This window comes from Microbacterium lacusdiani (assembly GCF_054779895.1).
Map to the genome: position 1 here is coordinate 488,954 of NZ_BAAGXJ010000003.1, position 21,687 is coordinate 510,640.

At 71.5% G+C, this 21,687-nt stretch carries 18 protein-coding genes; 13 read left to right on the plus strand and 5 right to left on the minus strand.

All coding sequences use genetic code 11. The features are described from left to right. Nucleotides 1–3: 3 nt before the first annotated feature. The 3 genes from ACYVGN_RS04505 to ACYVGN_RS04515 all read right to left on the minus strand — a co-directional run bounded on the left by ACYVGN_RS04505 (nucleotide 4) and on the right by ACYVGN_RS04515 (nucleotide 3,346). Entirely contained in the window at nucleotides 4–270 is a 267-nt protein-coding gene (locus ACYVGN_RS04505) for a DUF3039 domain-containing protein (RefSeq protein WP_460789033.1), read from the minus strand. A 74-nt stretch (nucleotides 271–344) separates the two neighbouring features. Beyond that, complete coding sequence (locus ACYVGN_RS04510; protein WP_460789035.1) at nucleotides 345–1,880, minus strand: hypothetical protein; 1,536 nt, start codon at nucleotides 1,878–1,880, stop codon at nucleotides 345–347. Between the two features lie 11 nt (nucleotides 1,881–1,891). Beyond that, nucleotides 1,892–3,346 (minus strand): ABC transporter ATP-binding protein, encoded by a 1,455-nt coding sequence (locus ACYVGN_RS04515; protein ID WP_460789037.1) that lies wholly within the window; start codon nucleotides 3,344–3,346, stop codon nucleotides 1,892–1,894. Nucleotides 3,347–3,539: 193 nt separating this feature from the next. Between ACYVGN_RS04515 and ACYVGN_RS04520 the strand changes: the two genes are divergently transcribed. The 5 genes from ACYVGN_RS04520 (at nucleotide 3,540) to ACYVGN_RS04540 (ending at nucleotide 7,621) form a co-directional block, all read left to right on the plus strand. Further along, nucleotides 3,540–4,232, plus strand: a complete 693-nt coding sequence (locus ACYVGN_RS04520; RefSeq protein WP_055991848.1) for a phosphocholine cytidylyltransferase family protein — start codon at nucleotides 3,540–3,542, stop codon at nucleotides 4,230–4,232. Between the two features lie 48 nt (nucleotides 4,233–4,280). Next, nucleotides 4,281–5,225, plus strand: coding sequence for a hypothetical protein (locus ACYVGN_RS04525; protein ID WP_460789039.1), 945 nt, complete (start codon nucleotides 4,281–4,283; stop codon nucleotides 5,223–5,225). Between the two features lie 39 nt (nucleotides 5,226–5,264). After that, nucleotides 5,265–5,570, plus strand: a complete 306-nt coding sequence (locus ACYVGN_RS04530; protein ID WP_460789041.1) for a hypothetical protein — start codon at nucleotides 5,265–5,267, stop codon at nucleotides 5,568–5,570. Between the two features lie 99 nt (nucleotides 5,571–5,669). Further along, nucleotides 5,670–6,179, plus strand: a complete 510-nt coding sequence (locus ACYVGN_RS04535; RefSeq protein WP_460789043.1) for a VanZ family protein — start codon at nucleotides 5,670–5,672, stop codon at nucleotides 6,177–6,179. A gap of 62 nt (nucleotides 6,180–6,241) precedes the next feature. Then, nucleotides 6,242–7,621, plus strand: coding sequence for an HNH endonuclease signature motif containing protein (locus ACYVGN_RS04540; protein ID WP_460789044.1), 1,380 nt, complete (start codon nucleotides 6,242–6,244; stop codon nucleotides 7,619–7,621). On the opposite strand, the gene ACYVGN_RS04545 is transcribed toward ACYVGN_RS04540, so the two are convergent. Beyond that, nucleotides 7,618–7,935 carry a helix-turn-helix domain-containing protein gene (locus tag ACYVGN_RS04545; protein WP_460789046.1) on the minus strand — a complete coding sequence of 106 codons (318 nt, stop codon included), beginning with the start codon at nucleotides 7,933–7,935 and terminating at the stop codon, nucleotides 7,618–7,620. The genes ACYVGN_RS04540 and ACYVGN_RS04545 overlap by 4 nt on opposite strands. A 94-nt stretch (nucleotides 7,936–8,029) precedes the next feature. Between ACYVGN_RS04545 and ACYVGN_RS04550 the strand changes: the two genes are divergently transcribed. From ACYVGN_RS04550 to ACYVGN_RS04560, 3 genes are read left to right on the plus strand one after another with little or no spacing between them, the layout of a single operon-like run. Continuing rightward, entirely contained in the window at nucleotides 8,030–9,775 is a 1,746-nt protein-coding gene (locus ACYVGN_RS04550) for a type I restriction-modification system subunit M (protein WP_460789048.1), read from the plus strand. Between the two features lie 20 nt (nucleotides 9,776–9,795). Further along, nucleotides 9,796–10,935 (plus strand): restriction endonuclease subunit S, encoded by a 1,140-nt coding sequence (locus tag ACYVGN_RS04555; protein ID WP_460789050.1) that lies wholly within the window; start codon nucleotides 9,796–9,798, stop codon nucleotides 10,933–10,935. A gap of 8 nt (nucleotides 10,936–10,943) precedes the next feature. Continuing rightward, nucleotides 10,944–14,084 (plus strand): type I restriction endonuclease subunit R, encoded by a 3,141-nt coding sequence (locus ACYVGN_RS04560; RefSeq protein WP_460789051.1) that lies wholly within the window; start codon nucleotides 10,944–10,946, stop codon nucleotides 14,082–14,084. Between the two features lie 4 nt (nucleotides 14,085–14,088). Here ACYVGN_RS04560 and ACYVGN_RS04565 read toward each other — a convergent pair whose 3' ends face one another. Further along, nucleotides 14,089–14,442, minus strand: coding sequence for a helix-turn-helix domain-containing protein (locus ACYVGN_RS04565; RefSeq protein WP_460789053.1), 354 nt, complete (start codon nucleotides 14,440–14,442; stop codon nucleotides 14,089–14,091). 74 nt (nucleotides 14,443–14,516) lie between these two features. Between ACYVGN_RS04565 and ACYVGN_RS04570 the strand changes: the two genes are divergently transcribed. From ACYVGN_RS04570 to ACYVGN_RS04590, 5 genes are all read left to right on the plus strand, one after another. Then, complete coding sequence (locus tag ACYVGN_RS04570; protein ID WP_055991824.1) at nucleotides 14,517–14,735, plus strand: SCO4848 family membrane protein; 219 nt, start codon at nucleotides 14,517–14,519, stop codon at nucleotides 14,733–14,735. A 114-nt stretch (nucleotides 14,736–14,849) separates the two neighbouring features. Next, nucleotides 14,850–15,656, plus strand: a complete 807-nt coding sequence (locus ACYVGN_RS04575) for a hypothetical protein (RefSeq protein ID WP_460789055.1) — start codon at nucleotides 14,850–14,852, stop codon at nucleotides 15,654–15,656. Continuing rightward, entirely contained in the window at nucleotides 15,656–17,281 is a 1,626-nt protein-coding gene (locus ACYVGN_RS04580; protein WP_460789056.1) for a DNA polymerase Y family protein, read from the plus strand. Before ACYVGN_RS04575 ends, ACYVGN_RS04580 begins: the two co-directional genes overlap by 1 nt. 16 nt (nucleotides 17,282–17,297) lie before the next feature. Further along, complete coding sequence (locus ACYVGN_RS04585) at nucleotides 17,298–20,714, plus strand: error-prone DNA polymerase (protein ID WP_460789058.1); 3,417 nt, start codon at nucleotides 17,298–17,300, stop codon at nucleotides 20,712–20,714. A 36-nt stretch (nucleotides 20,715–20,750) separates the two neighbouring features. Next, on the plus strand, nucleotides 20,751–21,668 hold the full coding sequence (locus ACYVGN_RS04590; protein ID WP_460789059.1) for a 5'-3' exonuclease: 918 nt from the start codon (nucleotides 20,751–20,753) through the stop codon (nucleotides 21,666–21,668). Nucleotides 21,669–21,687: the final 19 nt, after the last annotated feature.

The following is a 21,687-nucleotide window of genomic DNA, read 5'->3' on the forward strand; positions in this document are numbered from 1 at the left end:
CGGTCACGAGTTCAGCGACTCGTAGATCTCCTTGCAGGTGGGGCACACCGGGAACTTCTCGGGGTCGCGGCCCGGGGTCCACTTCTTGCCGCACAGCGCGCGCACGGGCTTGCCCGTGAGCGCCGACTCGAGGATCTTCTCCTTCTTGACGTAGTGCGAGAAGCGCTCGTGGTCGCCCGGCTCGATTTTCTCCTCTTCGAGGAGCTTCTCGAGCTCACGATCGAGGAGGGCCGTGCCGCCGTCGCCCGGCGTATCGAGGGGGGTGCTCATAGCGGCCCAGTGTAGTCGCGGGCGTGCCGGAGCGCTCCGGTCCGGGCGCCCCGACGGGCCGTCCGAGGGGCGCCTCAGGTCGTGCCCGCGAACTCCATGATCCGCGCCCCGCGGCGCTCGAAGAGCCACGAGCCGAAGCCCAGCCCGAGCGCCAGCACCGCGAATCCGATGCCCAGCCCGGTCCACATGGCGGGCACGGCGTTCTCGACGTCCTGGGTGATCGTGAGCCAGCCGAGCCAGAGGGTGGGAGCGCTGAGGACGATCGCCCCCATCATCACGACGGCCTGCGCCGTGACGCCGCTCGAGTCGGAGCGCTGCGGCTGCTGGAACGGGCTGTCGCCGGGCCGGGACACCGCATACGGGCCGACCACCGACGAGATGCTCGACAGGCCGAGCCCGGTCAGGAACAGGCTCGCGGCGACGCCGGTGATCGCGGGCAGGACGGCCCACCGCCCGTAGGTCGCCGTCGCGATCGGGATGGCGATCGCGAGCACCGGCACGGCGATGAGCAGCACCGGGACGAGCCGGCCGACCCGGTCCGAGATGCCGCGCACCGCGCTCGCGATGTGCATCCAGACCGCGCTGGAGTCGTACGCGACGTCGTTGTGCGGAAGCCAGCCGAAGAAGAGCGCCATGATCGGGACGGGCACGAGGGCGACGATCTCGGGGGGCACGCCGGCGATCAGAAGCGGCACGCACGGCAGCAGGCCGGCGACCGGGATGATCACGACGTTCACCAGGTAGCGGCTGTCGCGCAGCCAGTACACGAGCCCGCGCGCGGCGATGACTCCGGCCGGGGTGCCGGGCACCACCGCGAACCAGCCCAGTCCCCCGCGGCCGCGCGCCTCGACCGGGTTGTCGATCGTGGTCAGGATGCGCTCGACCGCGAACAGCCAGGCCGCCGCCGCGAGCGCGAGCGTCGCCACGGCGACGGCGGCCGCGAGCCACGCGCCGCGGCCGTCGTCGAGCGCGAGGGCTCCCGGCAGCGCGGAGGCCGCGCCGATCGGGGTGGCGCCGAGGATCTCGGCCGCGGTCGCGAGGGCGCTGGGCACCCTGCCGCGCCATTCCAGCGACGAGAGGAACACGATCACAGGCACCAGCACCACGACGATCCCGAGCACGAACAGGCCCGAGAGCTCGCGCGTGCGCCGCGGACGCAGCACGGCCGATCCGAAGGCCATGCTCAGCCGCGCCAGGAGGACGCAGGTCGCGACGTGCAGGATCGCGGTGAGCGCGCTGACGAGACCGGGCACGCCCTGCGCGGTCCAGACGATCGCGGCGCAGACGTCGAACGCGAGCACAGCGAGGATCGGCACGCTCACGAACCCGACGGCGGCGAGCACGCCGGCGAGCGGACGCGGCGCGAGGCCGAGCACCGCGAACCGGCGGGGGTCGAGCGGGTCGACCGCGCCGGCCACGATCGGCCCGACGGCGAACGACAGAGCGATGGCGGATCCGGCCAGCACGAGCAGCGCGAACGCGACCGGCGCCGGCGCGTCGACGAGCGTCAGCGTGCCCTGGCAGACGAGGACCACGACCACCGCGAGGATCGCGAGTCCGATCAGGCGCCACACCGTGCGCGGCGCGGGCCCGCGCAGCGCGCCGGCCATCAGGGCGAGCCTCAGTCGGAGAACGTGTGCAGCCACTCCAGGCCCTCCATGCTGCTGACCTCGCCGGAGAGCTCGACGAAGCGCTGCTCGAGCGTGAGCTCGCCCTTGACGTCGTCGACCGTGCCCTCGGCGAGCAGCTGCCCGGCGACGATCACCGCGACCCGCGTGCACACGCGCTCGATGAGGTCCATGCCGTGGCTCGACAGCAGGACGGTGCCGCCGTGCGACACGTAGGTCGTGAGGATGTCGAGGATGCTCGCCGACGACACCGGGTCGACCGCCTCGAACGGCTCGTCGAGGACGAGCAGGCGCGGCGAGTGGATCATCGCGCCCGCGAGCATCACCTTCTTGGTCATGCCCGCCGAGTAGTCCGACACGACGCGTCCGAGCGCGTCGGTGAGGTCGAACGCGCGTGCCAGGTCGGCCGTGCGCTTGGCGACCACGTCGGGCTTGAGGCCCCGCAGCACGCCGAAGTAGTAGAGCAGCTGGCGCCCCGTGAGCCGATCGAAGGTGCGCAGGCGGTCCGGCAGCACGCCCATGAGCGCCTTGGCGGCGCGGGGATTCTTCGCCAGGTCGATGCCCGCGACCTCGATCTGGCCCCGGTCCGGGCGCAGCAGGCCCGCGATCATCGACAGGGTCGTGGTCTTGCCGGCGCCGTTCGGGCCGACGAGCCCGTAGAACGAGCCTGCGGGGACCGTCAGGTCGATGCCCGCGACGGCGGTCGTGCCGCCGTACGAGCGCGATACCCCACGCAGCTTCAGGGCCGCCGGCGGGGCGGGGCGCGGCGGGATCACGAGGTTCGGAGGCATGACCGGCTCGGGCAGCGGCGGCCTGCCGTCTCGGGGCTCCGCGGCGGCCAGGACCTCGGTCGCCTCGTCCGCGGCGGGCTCGGTGTCGGGCTCCGCAGGCTCCGCGACCTGGGACTCTACCGCGGCCTCGGGCTCGGCGGGCGCGGGCTCGGCGGGCGCGGGCTCGCCCTCGACTGCCACCTCGGGCTCCGCGGCCTCAGACTCAACCGACACAGGATCGACGGGCGCCGGCTCGAGGGCCGCCTCGGGCTCGGCGGTCGGTACCGGCTCCACGACGTCGACCGGCGCCGACTCGGCTGTCACCGGCTCGGGAACCGCCGTGCGCCCGGCCGCGTTCCGCGCGGCGGAGGTCTTGGTGCCCGCGCGCGGCGCCCCCTGCGCGGGTCGCTTCGCCGCGGGCTTGCGCGGAGCGGCGGGCTTGCGCGGGGCCGCGGGCTTCCGCGGCGCCGGGCGCGCGGGGCCCGCGTCATCCTGCGACGCGCCGGCGTCGATCGCGTCGGCGGAGCTCGTCGCACGGGGCGCCGGGCGCTTCGCGGCGGGCCGCTTGGCCGCCGGACGCTTGGCGGCGGGACGCTTCGCGCTCTCGGCCCCCTGGGCCGCGGGGCTCCCCTGCGAGGCGGGGGTCCCGGGGTCTTCTTCCAGAGGCGAGGAGGTCACCGCTTCACCGTAGCAACCGCTTCCGACGTCGGCCTGGGTCCGTCGCGCCTTGTTCCGGATCCGTGACTCTCGCGCACAGAAATGCCGGTCAGGTGGCATCTCTGCCGGTTTCCAGGGGCGCCCCGGTAACATGGGGGTGCACATCCTGTGTCCGTTCCGTGAACGGCGCGGGAACAAGGCTCAAGGGGGCAACATGTCTTTCCGGATCGTCATCCTCGCCGCGGGCATGGGCTCGCGTCTCGGCCGCGCGCTGCCCAAGCCGCTCACCGAGCTCAACGACGGCCGCTCGATCATGCAGCAGCAGCGTGACAACATCCACGCCGCGTTCGGCCCCGACGCACGCATCACGACGGTGGTCGGCTACCGCGCCGAGACCATCGTCGACGCGTTCCCCGACTCGAAGTACGTCTACAACGAGCGCTACGACCAGACCAACACGTCCAAGAGCCTGCTGCGCGCCCTCCAGGCGACCGGCAAGAAGGGCGTGCTCTGGATGAACGGCGACGTCGTGTTCGACCCGCGCGTGCTCGGCCGCGCCATCTCGCTGATCGAGGCCGATCAGTCGTTCGTCACGGTCAACACCGCCAAGGTCAGCGACGAGGAGGTCAAGTACACCCTCGACGCGAACGGCCACATCGCCGAGCTGTCGAAGACCGTCGTGGGCGGCATCGGCGAGGCCGTGGGCATCAACTACATCTCGCGCGCCGACAAGCCCGCGTTCATGCGCCACCTCGCGCGCGTGGACGACCAGGACTACTTCGAGCGCGGTCTCGAGCTGGCCATCCAGCACGACGGGGTGAAGCTCGTGCCGATGGACATCTCCGACCTGTACGCGGTCGAGATCGACACGGCGTCGGACCTCGAGCACGCGAACGAGTACGTCTGACCGGGAGCCCTCAGGCTCTCGTCGCGCTGACGACCTAGGATCACGCGCGTGTCCGCCAAGGTCCACCGCATCCACTCGCTGCCGCCCGACGCGCCGTGGCAGGGCGGCCTCCCGCCCGCCGGCCACGAGGAGCATCCGTTCCTCGTGCGCGTGCTCGACCGGGTCATCCGCGTGCAGCGCCCCGTCGTGGTCGCGCACCTCCGTTCGATCCGGCTGCGCCATCCCGACGCGACTCCCGAGGAGCTCGTGCGGATCCTCGAGAACCGCTACCTCGCGGCCGTCACGACCGGCGGCGCGGCCGTCGGCGCCACCGCCGTGGTGCCCGGGTTCGGCACCGCGGTCACGCTCGGCCTCTCGGGCGCCGAGACGGTCGGCTTCCTGGAGGCGACCGCGCTGTTCGCGCAGTCGCTCGCCGAGGTGCACGGCATCGCGATCGAGTCGCCGGATCGGGCCCGCGCGCTCGTCCTGACGCTCATGCTCGGCGACGAGGGCATCAACCTCGTGCGCCAGCTCGCCGCCCAGGCCGCGGGCAAGAGCACCCGTTCGGGGTACTGGGGCGAGGTCGTCACCAAGACGCTCCCCCGCGCCGCCGTGGGGCCGCTGCTCGACCGGCTCAAGACGTCGTTCATCCACCACTTCGCCACGCGCGGCGGCGCATCGCTGCTCGGCAAGGCCCTGCCGTTCGGCGTGGGGGCGGCCATCGGCGGCGCGGGCAACCACATCCTCGGGCGCAAGGTCGTCAAGGCGTCCCGCAAGGCGTTCGGCATCGCGCCCGCGGTGCTTCCGGCGGAGCTCGAGCCCCAGCCGGGCGCCGAGCGCCTCGAGCGCAGCGCGCTGCGCGGCGTCAAGCGCCTCGGCTCGGCCGTGGCGTCGGGCGCCGGCGCCGTGGGACGCAGGGCCGGCGAGATCGCGGGGCGTGCGGTGCCGCGGCGGTCGTCCACAGAGACCGGATCGATCGAGCCGTCCACAGAGACGGATCACGGGGCCTCCTGAGACCCTCGCGGGTCGCCGCCCGCTCGTAGCGTCACGGGCATGCTGCGAGCCCTCGATCCCGCCGAGTCCCCCGCCCCCGATGCCCATCGCGTGCCCTGGCACGTCGACCGCGACGATCCCGCGCACCCGCTGATCGTCAACGAGAGCCCGGATGCCCTCACGTACGTGCGCATCCACGTCGCCGACGGCGACCACGCCCCGGATCGCGAGAGCTGGCGGCGGATGGGGCCCGGCGAGTCCCGCGAGCTGTGCCTGTGCGGATGCGACCTCGACGACACCACGGTCACGATCACCTGGTTCCGCGCGGACGACGAGCTGGAGTGGGCGTGGGCGTTCGTGCTGTGACGCCCCGGTGCGATGGGCTCAGCCGACTCTGGGAGACGCCTCGGCCCAGCCATAGCGCGCCGTCAGCCGGAGCGCGGCTCGGGTCTGCAGGATGTGCCCATGCGCACCCCCGCCCTGCTCCTTCTCGCCATGATCGCCGGAGCGCTGCTCGTCGTGCTCATCGTCCTCGCCCTCGCCGACTCGGCCGCGGCGAGGCGCGCGACGCGCGTGACCCTCGCGGCGACCATCGGCGTCGTGCTGCTCCTGACGCTGATGAGCGGCTCCCCGGGATCGGGCGTGCCGCAGCTGATTCCGGGATTCACGATCCTGGATCAGCTCACGGATCCCTACGAGCCCCTCGGCCTCGTGAACGTCGTGGGCAACATCGCGGTCTTCCTGCCGATCGGGTGGCTCGTGGCGCTGCTCGCCGACCGCCATCCGGTGGCGACCGCGACCCTCGCGGGCGTCGGGCTGTCGATCGCGATCGAGGTGGCGCAGTACTTCATCGGCCGCGTCGTCGACATCGACGACGTGATCCTCAACGGCGTCGGCGCGACGCTCGGAGCGTGCGCCGCGGTGGCCGTCATGGCCGCGCGCGCCACGCCGCACCGGGTGCCGGCGGCCGGCTGACGACCTCTCCACATCGCGACCTGATTCGAACGAATGTCCGAAGGTCGCAGTAGAATGGGGGCATGGTCAGGCAGTCGTTCGGCACCCGGTGGGATCTGGATCCCGCACGCCGTGACGCGGTGGCGACCCTCATCGAGGCGGTCGCGACCGCGGACCGGATGATCGCGGAGATCGAGGCGGTGAAGGCGGGGCTGCTGGCGGCGGCGCAGGGCATCGCGGTGGAGGTGATGGCGGAGCTCGACGCGCCGTCGACCTACCAGCTGCCGGTGCGGGCGATCGCGGCCGACATCGCCGCGGCGACGAACGTCGCGGACGGCACGATCCGGGCGCGGATGGATGACGCGGTCCGGCTGATCGAGAAGTTCCCCGCGACGTACGCGGCGCTGTGCGAGGGGCGGCTGTCACGCGCACACGCGTCGGTGATCGCGGCGGAGGGCGCGCGCCTGGAGGACGAGGAGACCCGGTCCCGGTACGAGCGGGTGGTGCTGAAGCGGGCGATGGAGACGACCGCGGGCCGGCTGCGGCCGATCGCGCAGGCGGTCGCGGAGCGGCTCGAGCCGACGACGTTCGCGGAGCGGCATGCGACGGCGCGCGAGGCGCGGCGCACCTGGGTGGATGACCTGGGCGACGGGATGAGCGCGTTCCACGCCGTGGTCGAGACCGTGGTGGCGCACGCGGCGCAGGATCGGCTCACGCAGATGGCGATGTCGGTGCGGGATTCGGCCCGCCGGGAGGGTCGCGCCGTGTTCGGCGCGATGATCGACGAGCTCGACCCGACCGATCCACTGCCCACCGACGAGCGCACGATGGCGCAGGTCCGGGCGGACGTATTCGCCGACCTGGTCCTCACCGGCCACCCCACAGTGCTGTCGGCGAACGCCGACGGCGACACCGCAGCGGCGATCCGGGCGCGCGTGCAGATCACGATCCCCGCCGAGACCCTGGCGGGCCTGGGCGATGAGCCGGCGTTCCTCGCCGGGCACGGCCCGGTCGACCCGGACACCGCACGCCGCCTCGCGGGCGGGGTGCACACCTGGACGCGGCTGTTCGTCGACCCGGGAACCGGATGCCTGCGCACGGTCGACGCGTACACGCCCACGGCGGATCAGAAGCGGTTCCTCGCCGCGCGCGACGAGCACTGCCGGTTCCCCGGCTGCCGCCAGCCCGTCCACCGCTGCGACCTCGACCACACGATCGCGCACAGCGAGGGCGGCCAGACCGGGGTCTGCAACCTCGCGGCGCTCTGTCGGACCCACCACGTCCTCAAGCACAACTCCCCCTGGGGCGTGGAGCACGGGCCGGACGGCACGATGACCTGGATCAGCCCCACCGGCCACCGCATCACCGACACTCCCGCCCCGACGGTCCGGTTCGTCGCGGCGCTCGAGGCCGCCGACCTCGATCCCCCACCGTCCGATCCGGACGACCCGGCGCCGTTCTAGTCGGCGTCGCCGGTGCCGCGCCGCGACTGGCGTCGGCGATAGAGATGGTGCTGCGAATACGGGTACGGCCGGCGCGTGTCCGGCAGGCTCTCAGGCCCGAGTCCCTTGATGAGCTCGCCCGGGTCGACCTCGAACGCGATCGCGAGCTGGATCAGCATCTGGGCCGTGGGATTGCCCGTGCCGTTCTCGATGCGCGAGTAGTGCGAGATGTCCATGTCGGCGGCTTCGGCCATCGCCTTCTTGGACTGCCCGGTCTTGTGCCGCAGCGCCGAGATCCGGCGCCCGATCTCCTCGGCGGCCGGGTTCGAAGTCATTCCCCAAGGCTTCAATGCCGACGCGTTCGTGAGGTATGCATTCGTGCATTAGCATTCATGCCATGCTCAATTGCGCCTCCACTTCGTCGCGCGCATGAGCAGCCTCGGAACATTCGTCTGGGGCATCGCGGATCAGCTCCGCGGCGTCTACAAGCCGCATCAGTACGGCGACGTCATCCTGCCGATGACGATCCTGCGGCGGCTCGACTGCCTGCTCGACGAGACCCGCGACGTCGTGCGCGAGATCGTCGAGAGCACCGACAGCGACGAGCTGCGCGAGGCGCTGATCCGCAAGCGCGCGGGGCTGAGCTTCTACAATGCCAGCCCCTGGACCTTCGCGCGCCTGCTCGGAGACCCCGAAGGGCTCGAGTCCAACCTGATCGACTTCATCGCGGGCTTCTCCAAGAACATCGACGTGTTCGACCGGTTCCGGTTCGAGAACGAGATCCACGCGATGGCCGAGAAGAACAGACTGCTGCTCGTCGTGCAGCAGTTCGCGGCGATCGACCTGCACCCCGACACGCTCGACAACGCGGCGATGGGCGACCTGTTCGAGGAACTCATCCGCAAGTTCGCGGAGGCCTCCAACGAGACCGCCGGTGAGCACTTCACGCCGCGCGATGCCATCCGCCTCATGGTCGATCTGCTGTTCGCGACCGACGGCGAGGCGCTCAGCGAGCCCGGCGTCGTGCGCACGGTCTACGACCCCACGGCGGGCACCGGCGGCATGCTCTCGGTCGCCGAGGAGCATCTGAAGACCCGCAACCCCGACGCCCGCCTGGTGCTGTTCGGTCAGGAGATCAACGATCAGTCCTACGCGATCTGCAAGTCCGACATGATCGCCAAGGCGCAGGACGCCACCAACATCCAGCTCGGAGACACCCTCGCCGACGATCGCTTCGCGGGCCGCACGTTCGACTACGTCTTGTCGAACCCGCCGTACGGCGTCGACTGGAAGGCGTCGCAGGAGGCGATCAAGCGCCACGTCCAGGACGCCGGCGAGCGCAGCCGGTTCCCCGGCGGCCTGCCGCCGATCAGCGACGGGCAGATGCTGTTCCTGCAGCACGTGGCGACGAAGATGCGCCCCGTCGGCAAGGATGCGACGGGCGGCCGCGCCGCGATCGTCCTCAACGGCTCTCCCCTCTTCACAGGCGCCGCCGAGTCAGGGCCGTCGAATATCCGCCGCTGGCTGCTCGAGAACGACTACGTCGATGCGATCGTCGCACTGCCGACGAGCATGTTCTACAACACGAGCATCGCAACCTACGTGTGGCTGCTCGACAACGCCAAGCCTGCCGACCGGATCGGCACCGTGCAGCTGATCGACGGGTCGGGCTTCTTCACGAAGATGCGCAAGAACCTCGGGCAGAAGAGCCGGGAGCTCTCGGCCGCCGATCGCGACCGGATCCTCGAGCTCTACGGCGCGCATGAGACCAATGCGCACTCGAAGGTGCTCCCGACGGCCGAGTTCGGCTACTGGACCATCACGGTCGAGCGCTCGCTGCGCGATGAGAACGGCGAGATCGTCACCGACCGCAAGGGCCACCCGAAGCCCGACAGCAAGCTGCGCGACACCGAGAACGTACCCTTCACGTACGGCGGCAACGACCGCGGCGCCGAGGCCCGCGACGCGGTGATCGAGGCCTACTTCGAGGCCGAGGTCAAGCCGCACGTCCCGGATGCCTGGGTCGACAAGGCCAAGACCAAGGTCGGCTACGAGATCCCCTTCACGCGCCACTTCTACGTCTACGAGCCACCCCGCCCGCTCGAGGAGATCGACCGCGACCTCGAGCAGCTCGTGGGCGAGATCATGGACCTGCTCCGCGAGGTGGAGCAGTGATGACACGCCTCGGTCGGGTCGTGGATCTCATCACCGAGAAGGGTGACGACGCGGATCTACGGCTCGGACTCGAAGCAATCGAAGGCGGCACCGGCAGGCGACTCGTGACCACCACTGAGTACGCAGGCGAGGGCGTCTCCTTCACCGAGGGCGACATCCTCTTCGGGAAGCTTCGTCCATATCTCGCGAAATCATGGTTGGCGGATCAACCAGGTGTCGCGGTCGGCGACTTCCACGTGTACCGACCTCGGAGAGACCGAGTCGACCCCAGGTACCTGCTCTACGTCACGCTGTCGAGTGCCTTCCTGGATCCGGTCGTGTCATCCGTACAGGGCGCGAAGATGCCTCGCGCCTCGTGGGAATTCGTCCGCAATGTGGAGATCGTCCTACCGAGCATCGCGCGGCAGCGGGCGATCGCCGACTACCTCGACCGCGAGACCGCGCAGATCGACACGCTCATCGCGAAGCAGGAGTCCCTTGTTGGAGCACTGCGGTTGAGGGCTTCGGTGTTGACCGAACGGGCGGTGACTCGAGGGATCCAGCCGGCCGTCGCCACGCGCGAGACCTCTATCAGTTGGCTCCAGGGAGCACACGTCCCGCGCCATTGGGGGACGAGTCGTGTGAAGTATCTCGTCACCTCGATGCGCGCCGGCGAGACGATCACCAGCGACGTCATCGAGCCGACGGGCGAGTTTAGCGTGTACGGCGGCAATGGCCTTCGTGGCTACACGACCACTTACACACATGCCGGAACCCATGTCCTGATCGGCCGGCAAGGTGCGCTCTGCGGCAATGTGCATCTCGTTCGAGGGCGGTTCTGGGCATCTGAGCATGCCATCGTCTGCACCCCGAGAGACGACATCGACGCTCTGTGGCTCGCCCACGTCCTTCGCGTGATGAACCTGGGTCAGTACTCGATGACATCTGCGCAGCCGGGCATCGGAGTCAGTCAGATTGCACCGCTAGAAGTCCCGTACCCGCCCCTCGAGGAACAGCGCGCTATCGCCGCGTACCTCGACGAGCAGTCCGCGAAGATCGATGCCCTCATCGCTAAGGCGCAGCAGTTCATCGCGCTCGCGAAGGAGCGGCGGGCGGCGCTGATCACGGCCGCGGTGACGGGTCAGATCGACGTGACCACGGGCAAGACGCGGGCTGCATAGGAGCATCCATGGGCATCGAGCACGAGCGTGCTTTCGAGGACGAGATCTGCGCGCACCTCGAGGCGAACGGATGGCTGTACTCACCCAGCGGCACGGGGTATGACAAGGCTCGCGCCCTGTTCCCTGACGATGTGTTCGCGTGGCTCGAGCAGACTCAGCCCGACGAGTGGGCGAAGGTCGTCAAGCCTTCGATGACCGAGGCCGAGCACGCCAAGGCGAAGCAGCAGCTGCTCGATCGCCTCGTGAAGGCGCTCGACCTCCCTCTCGACGCGGGCGGCGGCACGCTCAACGTGCTCCGCAAGGGGTTCAAGAAGACCCCGGCCTCGTTCAAGATGTGCGAATTCAAGCCCGCCACCTCGCTCAACGCCGCGGCGAGCGCGCGCTACGAGGCCGTGCGCCTGCGGGTGATGCGTCAGGTGTACTACTCGTCGAAGAACACGCAGTCGATCGACCTGGTCCTGTTCGTCAACGGACTGCCGGTCGCGACGATCGAGCTCAAGACCGACAACACCCAGTCGATCGAGGACGCCAAGCAGCAGTATCGCGCCCACCGCGATCCGAAGGGCGAGCCGCTGCTCGGGTTCGCCAACCGCTGCCTCGTCCACTTCGCCGTATCGAACGACGAGGTCGCCATGACGACCCGCCTCGCGGGGGCGAAGACGCATTTCCTGCCGTTCAACCTCGGCGACGGCGGCGCGGCCGGAAACCCCGTGAATCCGCACGGCGCGGCGTCCTCGTACCTGTGGGAGCAGATCCTTCAGCGCGACGCGTGGCTGCACATCCTGGGTCGCCTGCTGCACCTCGAGAAGCGCACGTCCACCGATCCGATCACGGGTGATGTCACCACCTCGACGACGCTGCTGTTCCCGCGCCTGCACCAGTGGCAGCTGGTCACGACCCTGCTCGACACGGTGCGCGCCGAGGGCACCGGCAAGCGCTACCTGGTGCAGCACTCCGCCGGATCCGGCAAGACCAACTCGATCGCGTGGCTCGCGCACGGGCTGTCGAACCTGCACGACGCCGAGGACCGCAAGATCTTCGACACCGTCATCGTCGTCACCGACCGCACGGTGCTCGACGACCAGCTGCAGAAGGCCATCAAGCAGATCGAGGGCGTCGACGGCACGGTCGCCATGATCAACGCCGACGAGGTGCGCAAGTCCGGATCCGACGACGTCACGTCGAAGTCGAGCCTGCTCGCGAAGGAGCTGCTTGCGGGCCGCCTGATCGTGATCGTGACCATGCAGACGTTCCCGTTCGCGCTGCAGGCGATCCGCGAGAACAAGGGCCTGGCCGACCGCCGCTTCGCGATCATCGCCGACGAGGCTCATTCCTCACAGACCGGACGCGTGTCGCAGAAGCTGCGCGAGGTGCTCACGGCCGAGGAGCAGAGCGACCTCGAGGACGGCGGCGAGATCGACACCGAGGCCATCCTCGCGGCCGAGATGGCTGCCCGCGCGGACTCCCCGAACCTGTCGTTCTTCGCGTTCACGGCGACGCCCAAGGCGAAGACGCTCGAGCTGTTCGGCCGCACTGACGGCGACGGCAAGCCGCGGCCGTTCCACGTGTACACGATGCAGCAGGCGATCGAGGAGGGCTACATCCTCGACGTCCTCAAGAACTACACCACCTACAAGACCGCGTTCCAGATCGCCGAGAATTCGCAACGGCACCTCAAGGCGGTCGAGCAGGTGGACGAGGCCGAGGCCACCAAGGGCCTGATGCGCTGGGTGTCGCTGCACCCGACGAACATCGCGCAGAAGGTGCAGATCATCGTCGAGCATTACCGCACCAACGTGCGGCATCTGCTCGACGGACACGCGAAGGCCATGGTCGTCACCGCATCGCGCGAGCACGCCGTGCGGTACAAGGAGGCCATCGACGCGTACATCGCCAAGAAGGGCTACGGCCTCGCCACACTCGTCGCATTCTCGGGAACCCTCACGGATGAGCAGGTGCCCGGCGTCGGATTCGCCGGCGTCGAACCTCCCTACAGCGAGGCGAACCTCAACAAGGGGCTGCGCGGGCGCACGTTGCCGAACGCGTTCGCGACCGACGACTTCCAGGTCCTGATCGTCGCCAACAAATACCAGACGGGCTTCGACCAGCCGCTGCTGTGCGCGATGTACGTCGACAAGCGGCTGTCCGGCGTCACCGCCGTGCAGACGCTGTCGCGCCTCAACCGCACCTACCCGTCGGCGGGCAAGGACGTCACCTACGTGCTCGACTTCGTGAACGACCCGGAGGAGATCCTCGACTCCTTCAAGCCGTACTACCGCGACGCGCAGCTGACTGACACGACGGATCCCGACGTCGTGCACGACCTGCAGTCCAAGCTCGACGCCGCCGGCATCTACACCGACGCCGAGGTCGAGGCGTTCACCTCTGCGTACCTGGCGGGCTCGCTCGGCACGGGCGCCAAGCACAGTGCACACACGGCGCCCCTGAAGTCGGCCGCCGACCGGTTCAACGGCCGGTACACCGCGGCGCTGTCGGGCGACGACCGCACTGAGATCGAGGAGCTCGATCTGTTCCGCAAGGACGTGGGCACCTTCATCCGGCTCTACGACTTCCTGTCGCAGATCATCGACTACGGCGACACCGACCTCGAGAAGCGCTCGCTCTATCTGCGCCTGCTGCTGCCCCGGCTCACCGGACGCGCGACCACCGAGACGATCGACTTCTCCGCCGTCGAGCTCACGCACATCAAACACGCGCGCTCGGGTGATCATCACCTCGTCCTCGGCGAGCGGGCCGAGCTGAGGCCGCTCGGTGCGGGAGGAAGCGGCGCCGCGCGGGACCCTCGCATGGTGCTGCTGACCGAGGTGCTGCAGCGCATCAACGAGATGTTCGAGGGCGAGGACTTCACCGTGCCCGAGGAGCAGTCCTGGGTCGAGGGGCTGGTGACGGTGATGGTCGCCGACCAGAAGCTGCGCACGCAGGCCATCGCGAACTCGCGCTCCCAGTTCGTCGAATCCCCCGATCTGGACGCCGCGCTCGTCGACGCGATGCTGGGCATGCAGTCGAGCCACAACCGGATGGTCGAGGTGTTCTTCTCACGCGCGGATCAGCGCCCCAAGCTGCTCAAGGCCATCGGCGAGCTCGTGCACGAGACCGTGCGGTCCGAGCTCGCGGATCCGGCGACCTGACGCGTCAGTACTCCAGCGCGCCGTTGCCGGCGTAGTAGCGGCGGCGGGTCTGGGTGTCGCGTGTGCTGTGCCCGTAGGGACGGCGGGTCTCGGGGAGGTCCTCCGGCTCCACGTCCTCGACGAGATGCGACAGCGGCACCTCGAGCGCCACCGCGATCTGCATGAGGCTCAGCAGCGTGGGATTGCCGTGTCCGCGCTCGATGCGCTGCAGATGCCGCACATCGAGGTCGGCGCAGTCGGCCAACGTGGGGCGGCTCAGCTGTGCGCGGCGCCGGAGTTCGCCGATGCGCTCTCCCACCTTCGCGGCGACGGCGGAATGGGGATCGACGAGACGCGCCGCGGGGATCGGTTCGTCCATGCGCTTCATGGTGCGCGATATCCCAGATGACGGCGTGGGGAGATCTGCCCACTGACCGGGATTAGGCTCGACGGATGACCGTCCTCCTGGCGACCCTGCTGCTCGCGAACGCCGTCTTCAACGTGCTGGTCTGGCCCACGTTCCTGCGCCGCGTCGCACGCGATCCGCGCGCTCGCGACACCGCGGGCCGCCCGACGCGCTTCCTCAAGGTGCACGTCGTGCTGATCGGGATCGCGCTGCTGCTGGCGGCGGCCTCGGCGGTCGCGGGGATCGTCGCGCTCGTCCAGAGCTGACCGCGCGCCGCCCTTCTCCCACCCTCCGGCGCTCCCGACGGTGATGTCGGAGGTGCGAACTAGTGTTCGATGACGAAGATCGACTTCTTCGAACATCGGTTCTAGTATTGAGGGATGGGGATGGCACGCTACGAGACCGCCTCCCGCTGGGAGGCGACGACTCCCGGGCCGACGAGCCCGGTCGGCGCCGCGGCACCGCAGACCGCGGCCGAGATCCAGCGCCTGCGCGCGCAGATCACCCGGATGCAGCGCCGCAGCGCCCAGGTCGACGCCATCCCGGTGCATCCCGAACTCGCCCCGCTCTTCCCCGAAGGAGGCCTGCGCCCCGGCGCGGTCTACAGCCTCGACGCGGCCACGAGCCTGCTGCTCGCCCTGATGTCGGCGCCCTCGCGCGCCGGATCCTGGTGCGCCGCCATCGGCATGCCGGAGCTCGCCGCCGAGGCGGCCGAGGGATACGGCGTGGACCTCGAGCGGTTCGCCCTCGTCCCCGACCCCGGTGACCGCTGGCTCGCCGTCACATCGGCCGTCGCCGAGGTCTTCCCCGTGGTCGCGATGCGTCCGCCGCGCGCCGCGCGCGACGGCGACACCGCCCGCATCGGGGCGAAGCTGCGCGACCGCGGCGGCGTGCTGCTCGTGCAGGGCCCCTGGCCGCAGGCGGAGGCGGCGCTCCGGCTGCACGACCCCGAATGGACGGGGCTCGGGCAGGGACACGGCCTCCTCGCCGCGCGCGAGGTCACGATCAGCGCGACGGGCCGTCGCTTCCCCGTGCCGCGCTCGGTGCGCGTGCAGCTGCCCGGCCCGCTCGGGGCGCCGGCGGCCGCGGCGGGCACCGCGCGGCGCCCGTCCTGGCGCACGGTCCACCGGATCGAGGCGGGCCACGGGAGCGACGCCGGGTCCGCCCGCCTCGAGGCGGTGGGGTGATGGGCTCCGCCGGTCCGGCTCCGACCCGCGCGCCCGCGCCGACCCGGGTCATCGTCCTGTGGCTGCCCGACTGGCCGGTCACGGCCCTGCTGCGCAGCGAGGCGCGGGCGGCCGCCCGTGCGGGCGGCGACACGGCGCCCCCGACCGAGGACGAGCCGATCGCGATCATGCACGCCAACCGGGTCGTGGCGTGCTCGGCCGCCGCTCGCCGCCACGGCGTGCGACGGGGTCAGCGCCGTCGCGACGCGCAGGGCGCGTGCCCGCGGCTGCGCCTCGTGCCCGCCGATCCCGCGCGCGACGAGCGGGCGTTCCTGCCCGTCCTGTCGCGCATCGAGGAGCTGACCCCCGGCGTGCAGCCCCTGCGGCCCGGGCTGTGCGCCGTGCGCGCGCGCGGCCCCGCCCGCTTCTACGGCGGCGAGGAGCAGGCGGCGAGCGCGCTGCTCGACGAGCTCGCGGCGTGCGGCATCCCCGACGCCCGCGCGGGCGTCGCCGACGGCCTGTTCACTGCGGAGCAGGCCGCGCGCCTGATGAGCCCGGCCTCCATCCGCGTCGTGCCGCGCGGGGCGTCCGCCGCGTTCCTCTCCCCGCTCACGATCGCCGCCCTCTCCCCCGCGGGCGGCGAGGACGAGCTCGTGGCGCTGCTCGCCCGCCTGGGCGTGCAGACCCTCGGCGACTTCGCCGCACTCGACATCTCGCCCGTGCGCGACCGGCTCGGCGAGCACGGCGCCCGCCTGCACGCCCTGGCCGGCGGGTCCGACTCGCGCCCCGTCGCGCCGCGCGTCCCCCCGCCCGAGCTGGCGCGGGAGGTCGAGTTCGAGCCGCCGCTCGCGCTGGCCGACCAGGTCGCGTTCGCCGTGCGCACCACGGCCGACGCGGTCGTCACCGGGCTCGACGAGGCGAACCTGGTCTGCACCGAGGTGCGCATCACGCTGCTCGACGACCGGGGAGGGCGCAGCGAGCGCGTGTGGCTGCACCCCACGTGCTTCGATGCCCCCGCCCTCGTGGACCGGGTGCGCTGGCAGCTGCAGACGAGCCTCGGCGGCGAGAACGGGGCGCCGACCCTGGGCGGCGAGAACGGCGGCGTCACGCTCGTGCGCATCGAGCCCGAGGCGGTCGACGACGCCTCGCACCACCAGCCGGCGCTGCTCGGCCAGGGTCCCGACGAGCGCCTGCACCATGCGATGTCGCGCGTGCAGGCCCTGCTCGGCCACCGCGGCGTCGTCACGCCGATGCTGGCGGGCGGGCGCTGGCTCAGCGAGCGGGAGCGGCGCGTGCCATGGGGCGACGCCGAGCGCCCCGCGCATCCGCGCGACCTGCCGTGGCCGGGAAGCCTTCCCGCGCCGCTGCCCAGCGAGGTGTACCGCAGCCGGCGCCCGGTCGCGGTCGCCGCGGCCGACGGCGCCCCCGTCGCGGTCGACGAGCGGGGCGCGGTGTCGGCTCCTCCGGCGCTGCTCGACGGGCGCCGCATCGCGGCGTGGGCGGGGCCGTGGCCGGTGATCGAACGGCAGTGGGATGCCGACCGCGCCCGGCGGGCCCACCGCTTCCAGGTGGTCGACGCGGATCAGATCGCATGGCTCCTGGTGCTCGAGGACGGCCGCTGGTGGGCCGAGGGGCGGTACACATGAGCGCCGGGGGCCGCTGATGGGCTGGCAGAACCCGCCGATCTCGTGGTCGGAGCTGGAGCGGGCCCTGAGCGGCCGCCGCCCCGACGCGCGCCCGGCCGGCGCCGACGGCGGCGACAGCCCCGCGTGGAGCCGCAAGCGCGGCGCATACGAGGCGCCGCCCATCCGGCGCCCCGAGGACACCGTGCCGTACGCCGAGCTGCACGCGCACTCCTCCTTCTCGTTCCTCGACGGCGCGTCCTCGCCCGAGGAGATGGTCGAGGAGGCCGAGCGGCTCGGCCTGCACGCCCTCGCCCTCACCGACCACGACGGCTTCTACGGCCTGGTGCGCTTCGCCGAGGCGGCCGAGGAGACCGCGGTGAAGACCGTGTTCGGCGCCGAGCTGTCGCTGGGCCTGCCCACCCCGCAGAACGGCGTCCCCGACCCCGCGGGCGACCACCTGCTCGTGCTGGCCCGCGGCGAGGAGGGCTACCACCGCCTCGCCGGCGCGATCACGCACGGCCAACTGCGCGGCGCCGAGAAGGGCCGCCCCTTCTACGTGCTCGACGAGCTGGCCCAGCAGGCCGACGGGCACTGGGTGATCCTGACCGGGTGCCGCAAGGGGCTCGTGCGCCGCGCCCTGGCCGAGGCCGCAGGGGCGGAGGCGGCGAGCGCGCCCGTGGCCGCCGCCGCGGCCCTCGACCGGCTCGTCGACCTGTTCGGGCCCGGCAGCGTGCAGGTCGAGCTGACCGATCACGGCGATCCGCTCGACACGCGCCGCAACGACGTCCTGGCGGCGCTGGCCGCCGAGCGCGGCCTGCCTGTGGTCGCCACCAACAACGCGCACTACGCGTCGCCCGAGAACGCGCGCCTGGCCGCCGCGGTCGCCGCCGTGCGCGCCAACCGCAGCATGGCCGACCTCGACGGCTGGCTCCCGTCGCACGCCGCCGCCCACCTGCGCTCGGGCGCCGAGATGGCCGCGCGCTTCGCGCGCTACCCGGGCGCCGTCGCCCGCACCGTGACGCTGGCCGACGAACTGGCCTTCCCGCTGCGGCGGATGCGCCCCGCGCTGCCGAAGCAGGAGGTGCCCGAGGGCCACACCCCCATGTCGTACCTGCGGCAGCTGGTGTGGGACGCCGTGCCCCGCCTCTACCCCGACCTGTCTTCCAAGGACCGCGACCGCATCGAGCGCGAGCTCGCGGTCATCGAGCAGAAGGACTTCCCGGGCTACTTCCTGATCGTGCACGACATCGTGGCCGAGGCGCGGCGCCGGGGCATCCTGTGCCAGGGGCGAGGATCCGCGGCCAACAGCGCGGTCTGCTACCTGCTCGGGATCACGGCGGTCGACGCGATCGCCTACGACCTGCCGTTCGAGCGCTTCCTGTCCACCCTGCGCGACGAGGAGCCCGACATCGACGTCGACTTCGACTCCGATCGCCGCGAGGAGATCATCCAGTGGGTCTACGAGCGCTACGGCCGAGAGCGCGCGGCGCAGGTGGCGAACGTCATCCAGTACCGCCCCAAGAACGCCGTGCGCGACATGGCCCGCGCCCTGGGCTTCTCGCCCGGCCAGCAGGACGCCTGGTCGAAGCAGGTCGAGGGCTGGGGCGCGGGGCTCGAGACCGGGCCCGATCACGACATCCCGGATCAGGTGATCGAGTACGCGACCGAGCTGCTGAAGGCGCCGCGCCACCTGGGCATCCACTCGGGCGGCATGGTGCTCACCGAGCGCCCCGTGGGCGAGGTCGTGCCGATCGAGCACGCCCGCATGCCCGGGCGCACCGTGATCCAGTGGGACAAGGACGACGCCGCCTGGATGGGCCTGGTCAAGTTCGACCTGCTGGGCCTGGGCATGCTCGCCGCGCTGCAGCACTGCTTCGACCTGATCCGCGAGTCCACGGGCGAGGAGTGGACGCTCGCGACGCTGCCGAAGGAGGAGGCCGCGGTCTACGACATGCTGTGCCGGGCCGACTCCATCGGGGTGTTCCAGGTCGAGTCGCGCGCGCAGATGGGGCTGCTGCCGCGCCTGCAGCCGCGCCGCTTCTACGACCTGGTGATCCAGATCGCGCTCATCCGCCCCGGCCCCATCCAGGGCGGCGCCGTGCATCCGTTCGTGCGCCGCAAGATGGGCGTCGAGAAGGTGACGTACGACCATCCGAAGCTCGAGCCGGTGCTGAAGCGCACGCTGGGCATCCCGGTGTTCCAGGAGCAGCTCATGCAGATGGCGATGGCCGTCGGCGAGTGCTCGGGCGAGGACGCGGACCTGCTGCGGCGGGCGATGGGATCCAAGCGCGGCAAGGAGAAGATCGAGAAGCTGCGCGACAAGCTGTACGCCGGGATGGCGTCGAACGGGATCACCGGGGAGTTGGCCGACGGCATCTACGCGCGCATCCAGGCGTTCGCGAACTTCGGTTTCGCCGAGTCGCACTCGCTGTCGTTCGCCCTGCTGGTCTACGCGTCGTCGTGGATCAAGCTGCACTACCCGGCCGCGTTCCTCGCCGGTCTGCTGCGCGCGCAGCCCATGGGCTTCTACTCCCCCGCATCGCTCACGGGCGACGCCCGCCGCCACGGCGTCGAGGTGCGCCGCCCCGACCTGAACCGCTCGGGGGCGACCGAGGTGCTCGAGCCGCTGCGCGAGGGATCCGGCGGGACGACCGGCCTCGAGTCGTGCCTGACCCGCGTGCATCCCGCGCCGGGCGCCTTCGACCGGGACGCGCCGGACGAGTCGGCAGCCCATCGCCGGGACGGCGCGTTCGCGGTGCGGCTCGGGCTCGCGGGCGTGACCGGCATGGGGCTCGACACCGCCAAGCGGATCGTCGCGGAGCGCGAGCGCGGCGGCCCGTACCGCGAGCTGCCCGAGCTGGTGCGCCGCACCGGCATCACGCAGACCCACCTCGAGGCCCTCGCCACCGCCGGCGCGTTCGAGTGCCTGGGCCTGTCGCGCCGCGAGGCGATCTGGCTCGCGGGCTCCGCCGCGCAGGATCGCCCCGAGTACCTGCCGCACACCGTGACGGCCGTGCAGCCGCCGCTGTTCGCCGATCCGACCAGCTACGAGCAGCTCGCGGCCGACCTGTGGGCGACCGGCGTCTCGACCACGGATCATCCGCTCGCCCACTACCGCGAGGCATTGGACGCGCGCGGCGTGCTGCCGTCCGCCCGCCTGCGCACCCACGAGACGGGCCGCCGCATCGAGGTCGCGGGGCTCGTCACCCACCGCCAGCGCCCGGCCACCGCGTCGGGCGTGACGTTCCTCAACCTCGAGGACGAGCACGGCCTGGTCAACGTGATCTGCTCGATCGGCGTCTGGAACCGCTACCGCCGCATCGTGCGCGACAGCCCCGCGCTCATCGCGCGCGGCATCCTGGAGCGCTCACCCGAGGGAGTCGCGAACCTGCTCGCCGACGCGTTCGAGGACCTGCGCGTCGGCGTCCGCCACGCCTCGCGCGACTTCCACTGAGCCGCCCGTGCCGCCGTCGTCTGGAACACTGAACCCGTGACCTCGCGCCTGATGCTGCTCGACACCGCCTCGCTCTACTTCCGCGCCTTCTACGGCGTGCCCGACACGGTGCGCTCGCCCGACGGCACGCCGGTCAACGCCGTGCGCGGGCTGCTCGACATGATCGCGAAGCTCGTCACGACCTACCGCCCCACCCACCTCGTCGCGTGCTGGGACGACGACTGGCGCCCGCAGTGGCGGGTCGACCTGATCCCGTCGTACAAGGCTCACCGCGTGGTCGAGGTGGTGGCGTCCGGTCCGGATGTCGAGGAGGTGCCGGATCCGCTCGAGGTGCAGGTCCCGGTGATCCGCGAGGCGCTCGCGACGCTCGGCATCACGGTCGTCGGCGCCGCGCAGCACGAGGCCGACGACGTGATCGGCACGCTCGCCACGCGGTCGGCGGTGCCGGTCGACATCGTGACCGGCGACCGGGACCTGTTCCAGCTGGTCGACGACGCCCGCGACGTGCGCGTGATCTATACGGCGCGCGGCATGAGCAACCTCGAGATCGTGACCGACGCGGTCGTGGTCGCCAAGTACGGCGTGCACGCCGCCCAGTACGCGGACTACGCGACCATGCGCGGCGACGCGTCGGACGGCCTACCCGGCGTCAAGGGCGTCGGCGAGAAGACCGCCGCGACCCTCCTGGCCGCCCACGGCGACCTCGCGGGCATCCGCGCCGCGGCCGCCGCGGGCGAGGGGATGTCGGCCGGCGTGCGCGCCAAGTTCGCCGCCGCGTCCGACTACCTCGACGTCGCGCCGCGCGTGGTCGCGGTCGCGACCGACCTCGACCTCGGCGACGTGCCGGCGATCCTCCCCGTGCCGGATGAGGCCGCGGCGCAGCGGGCGCGCGAGTTCGCGGGCCGCTGGAACCTCGGCTCGTCGATGGACCGGGTGCTCACGGCCCTGGCCTGACCGGTACGGGGCCGTCGAC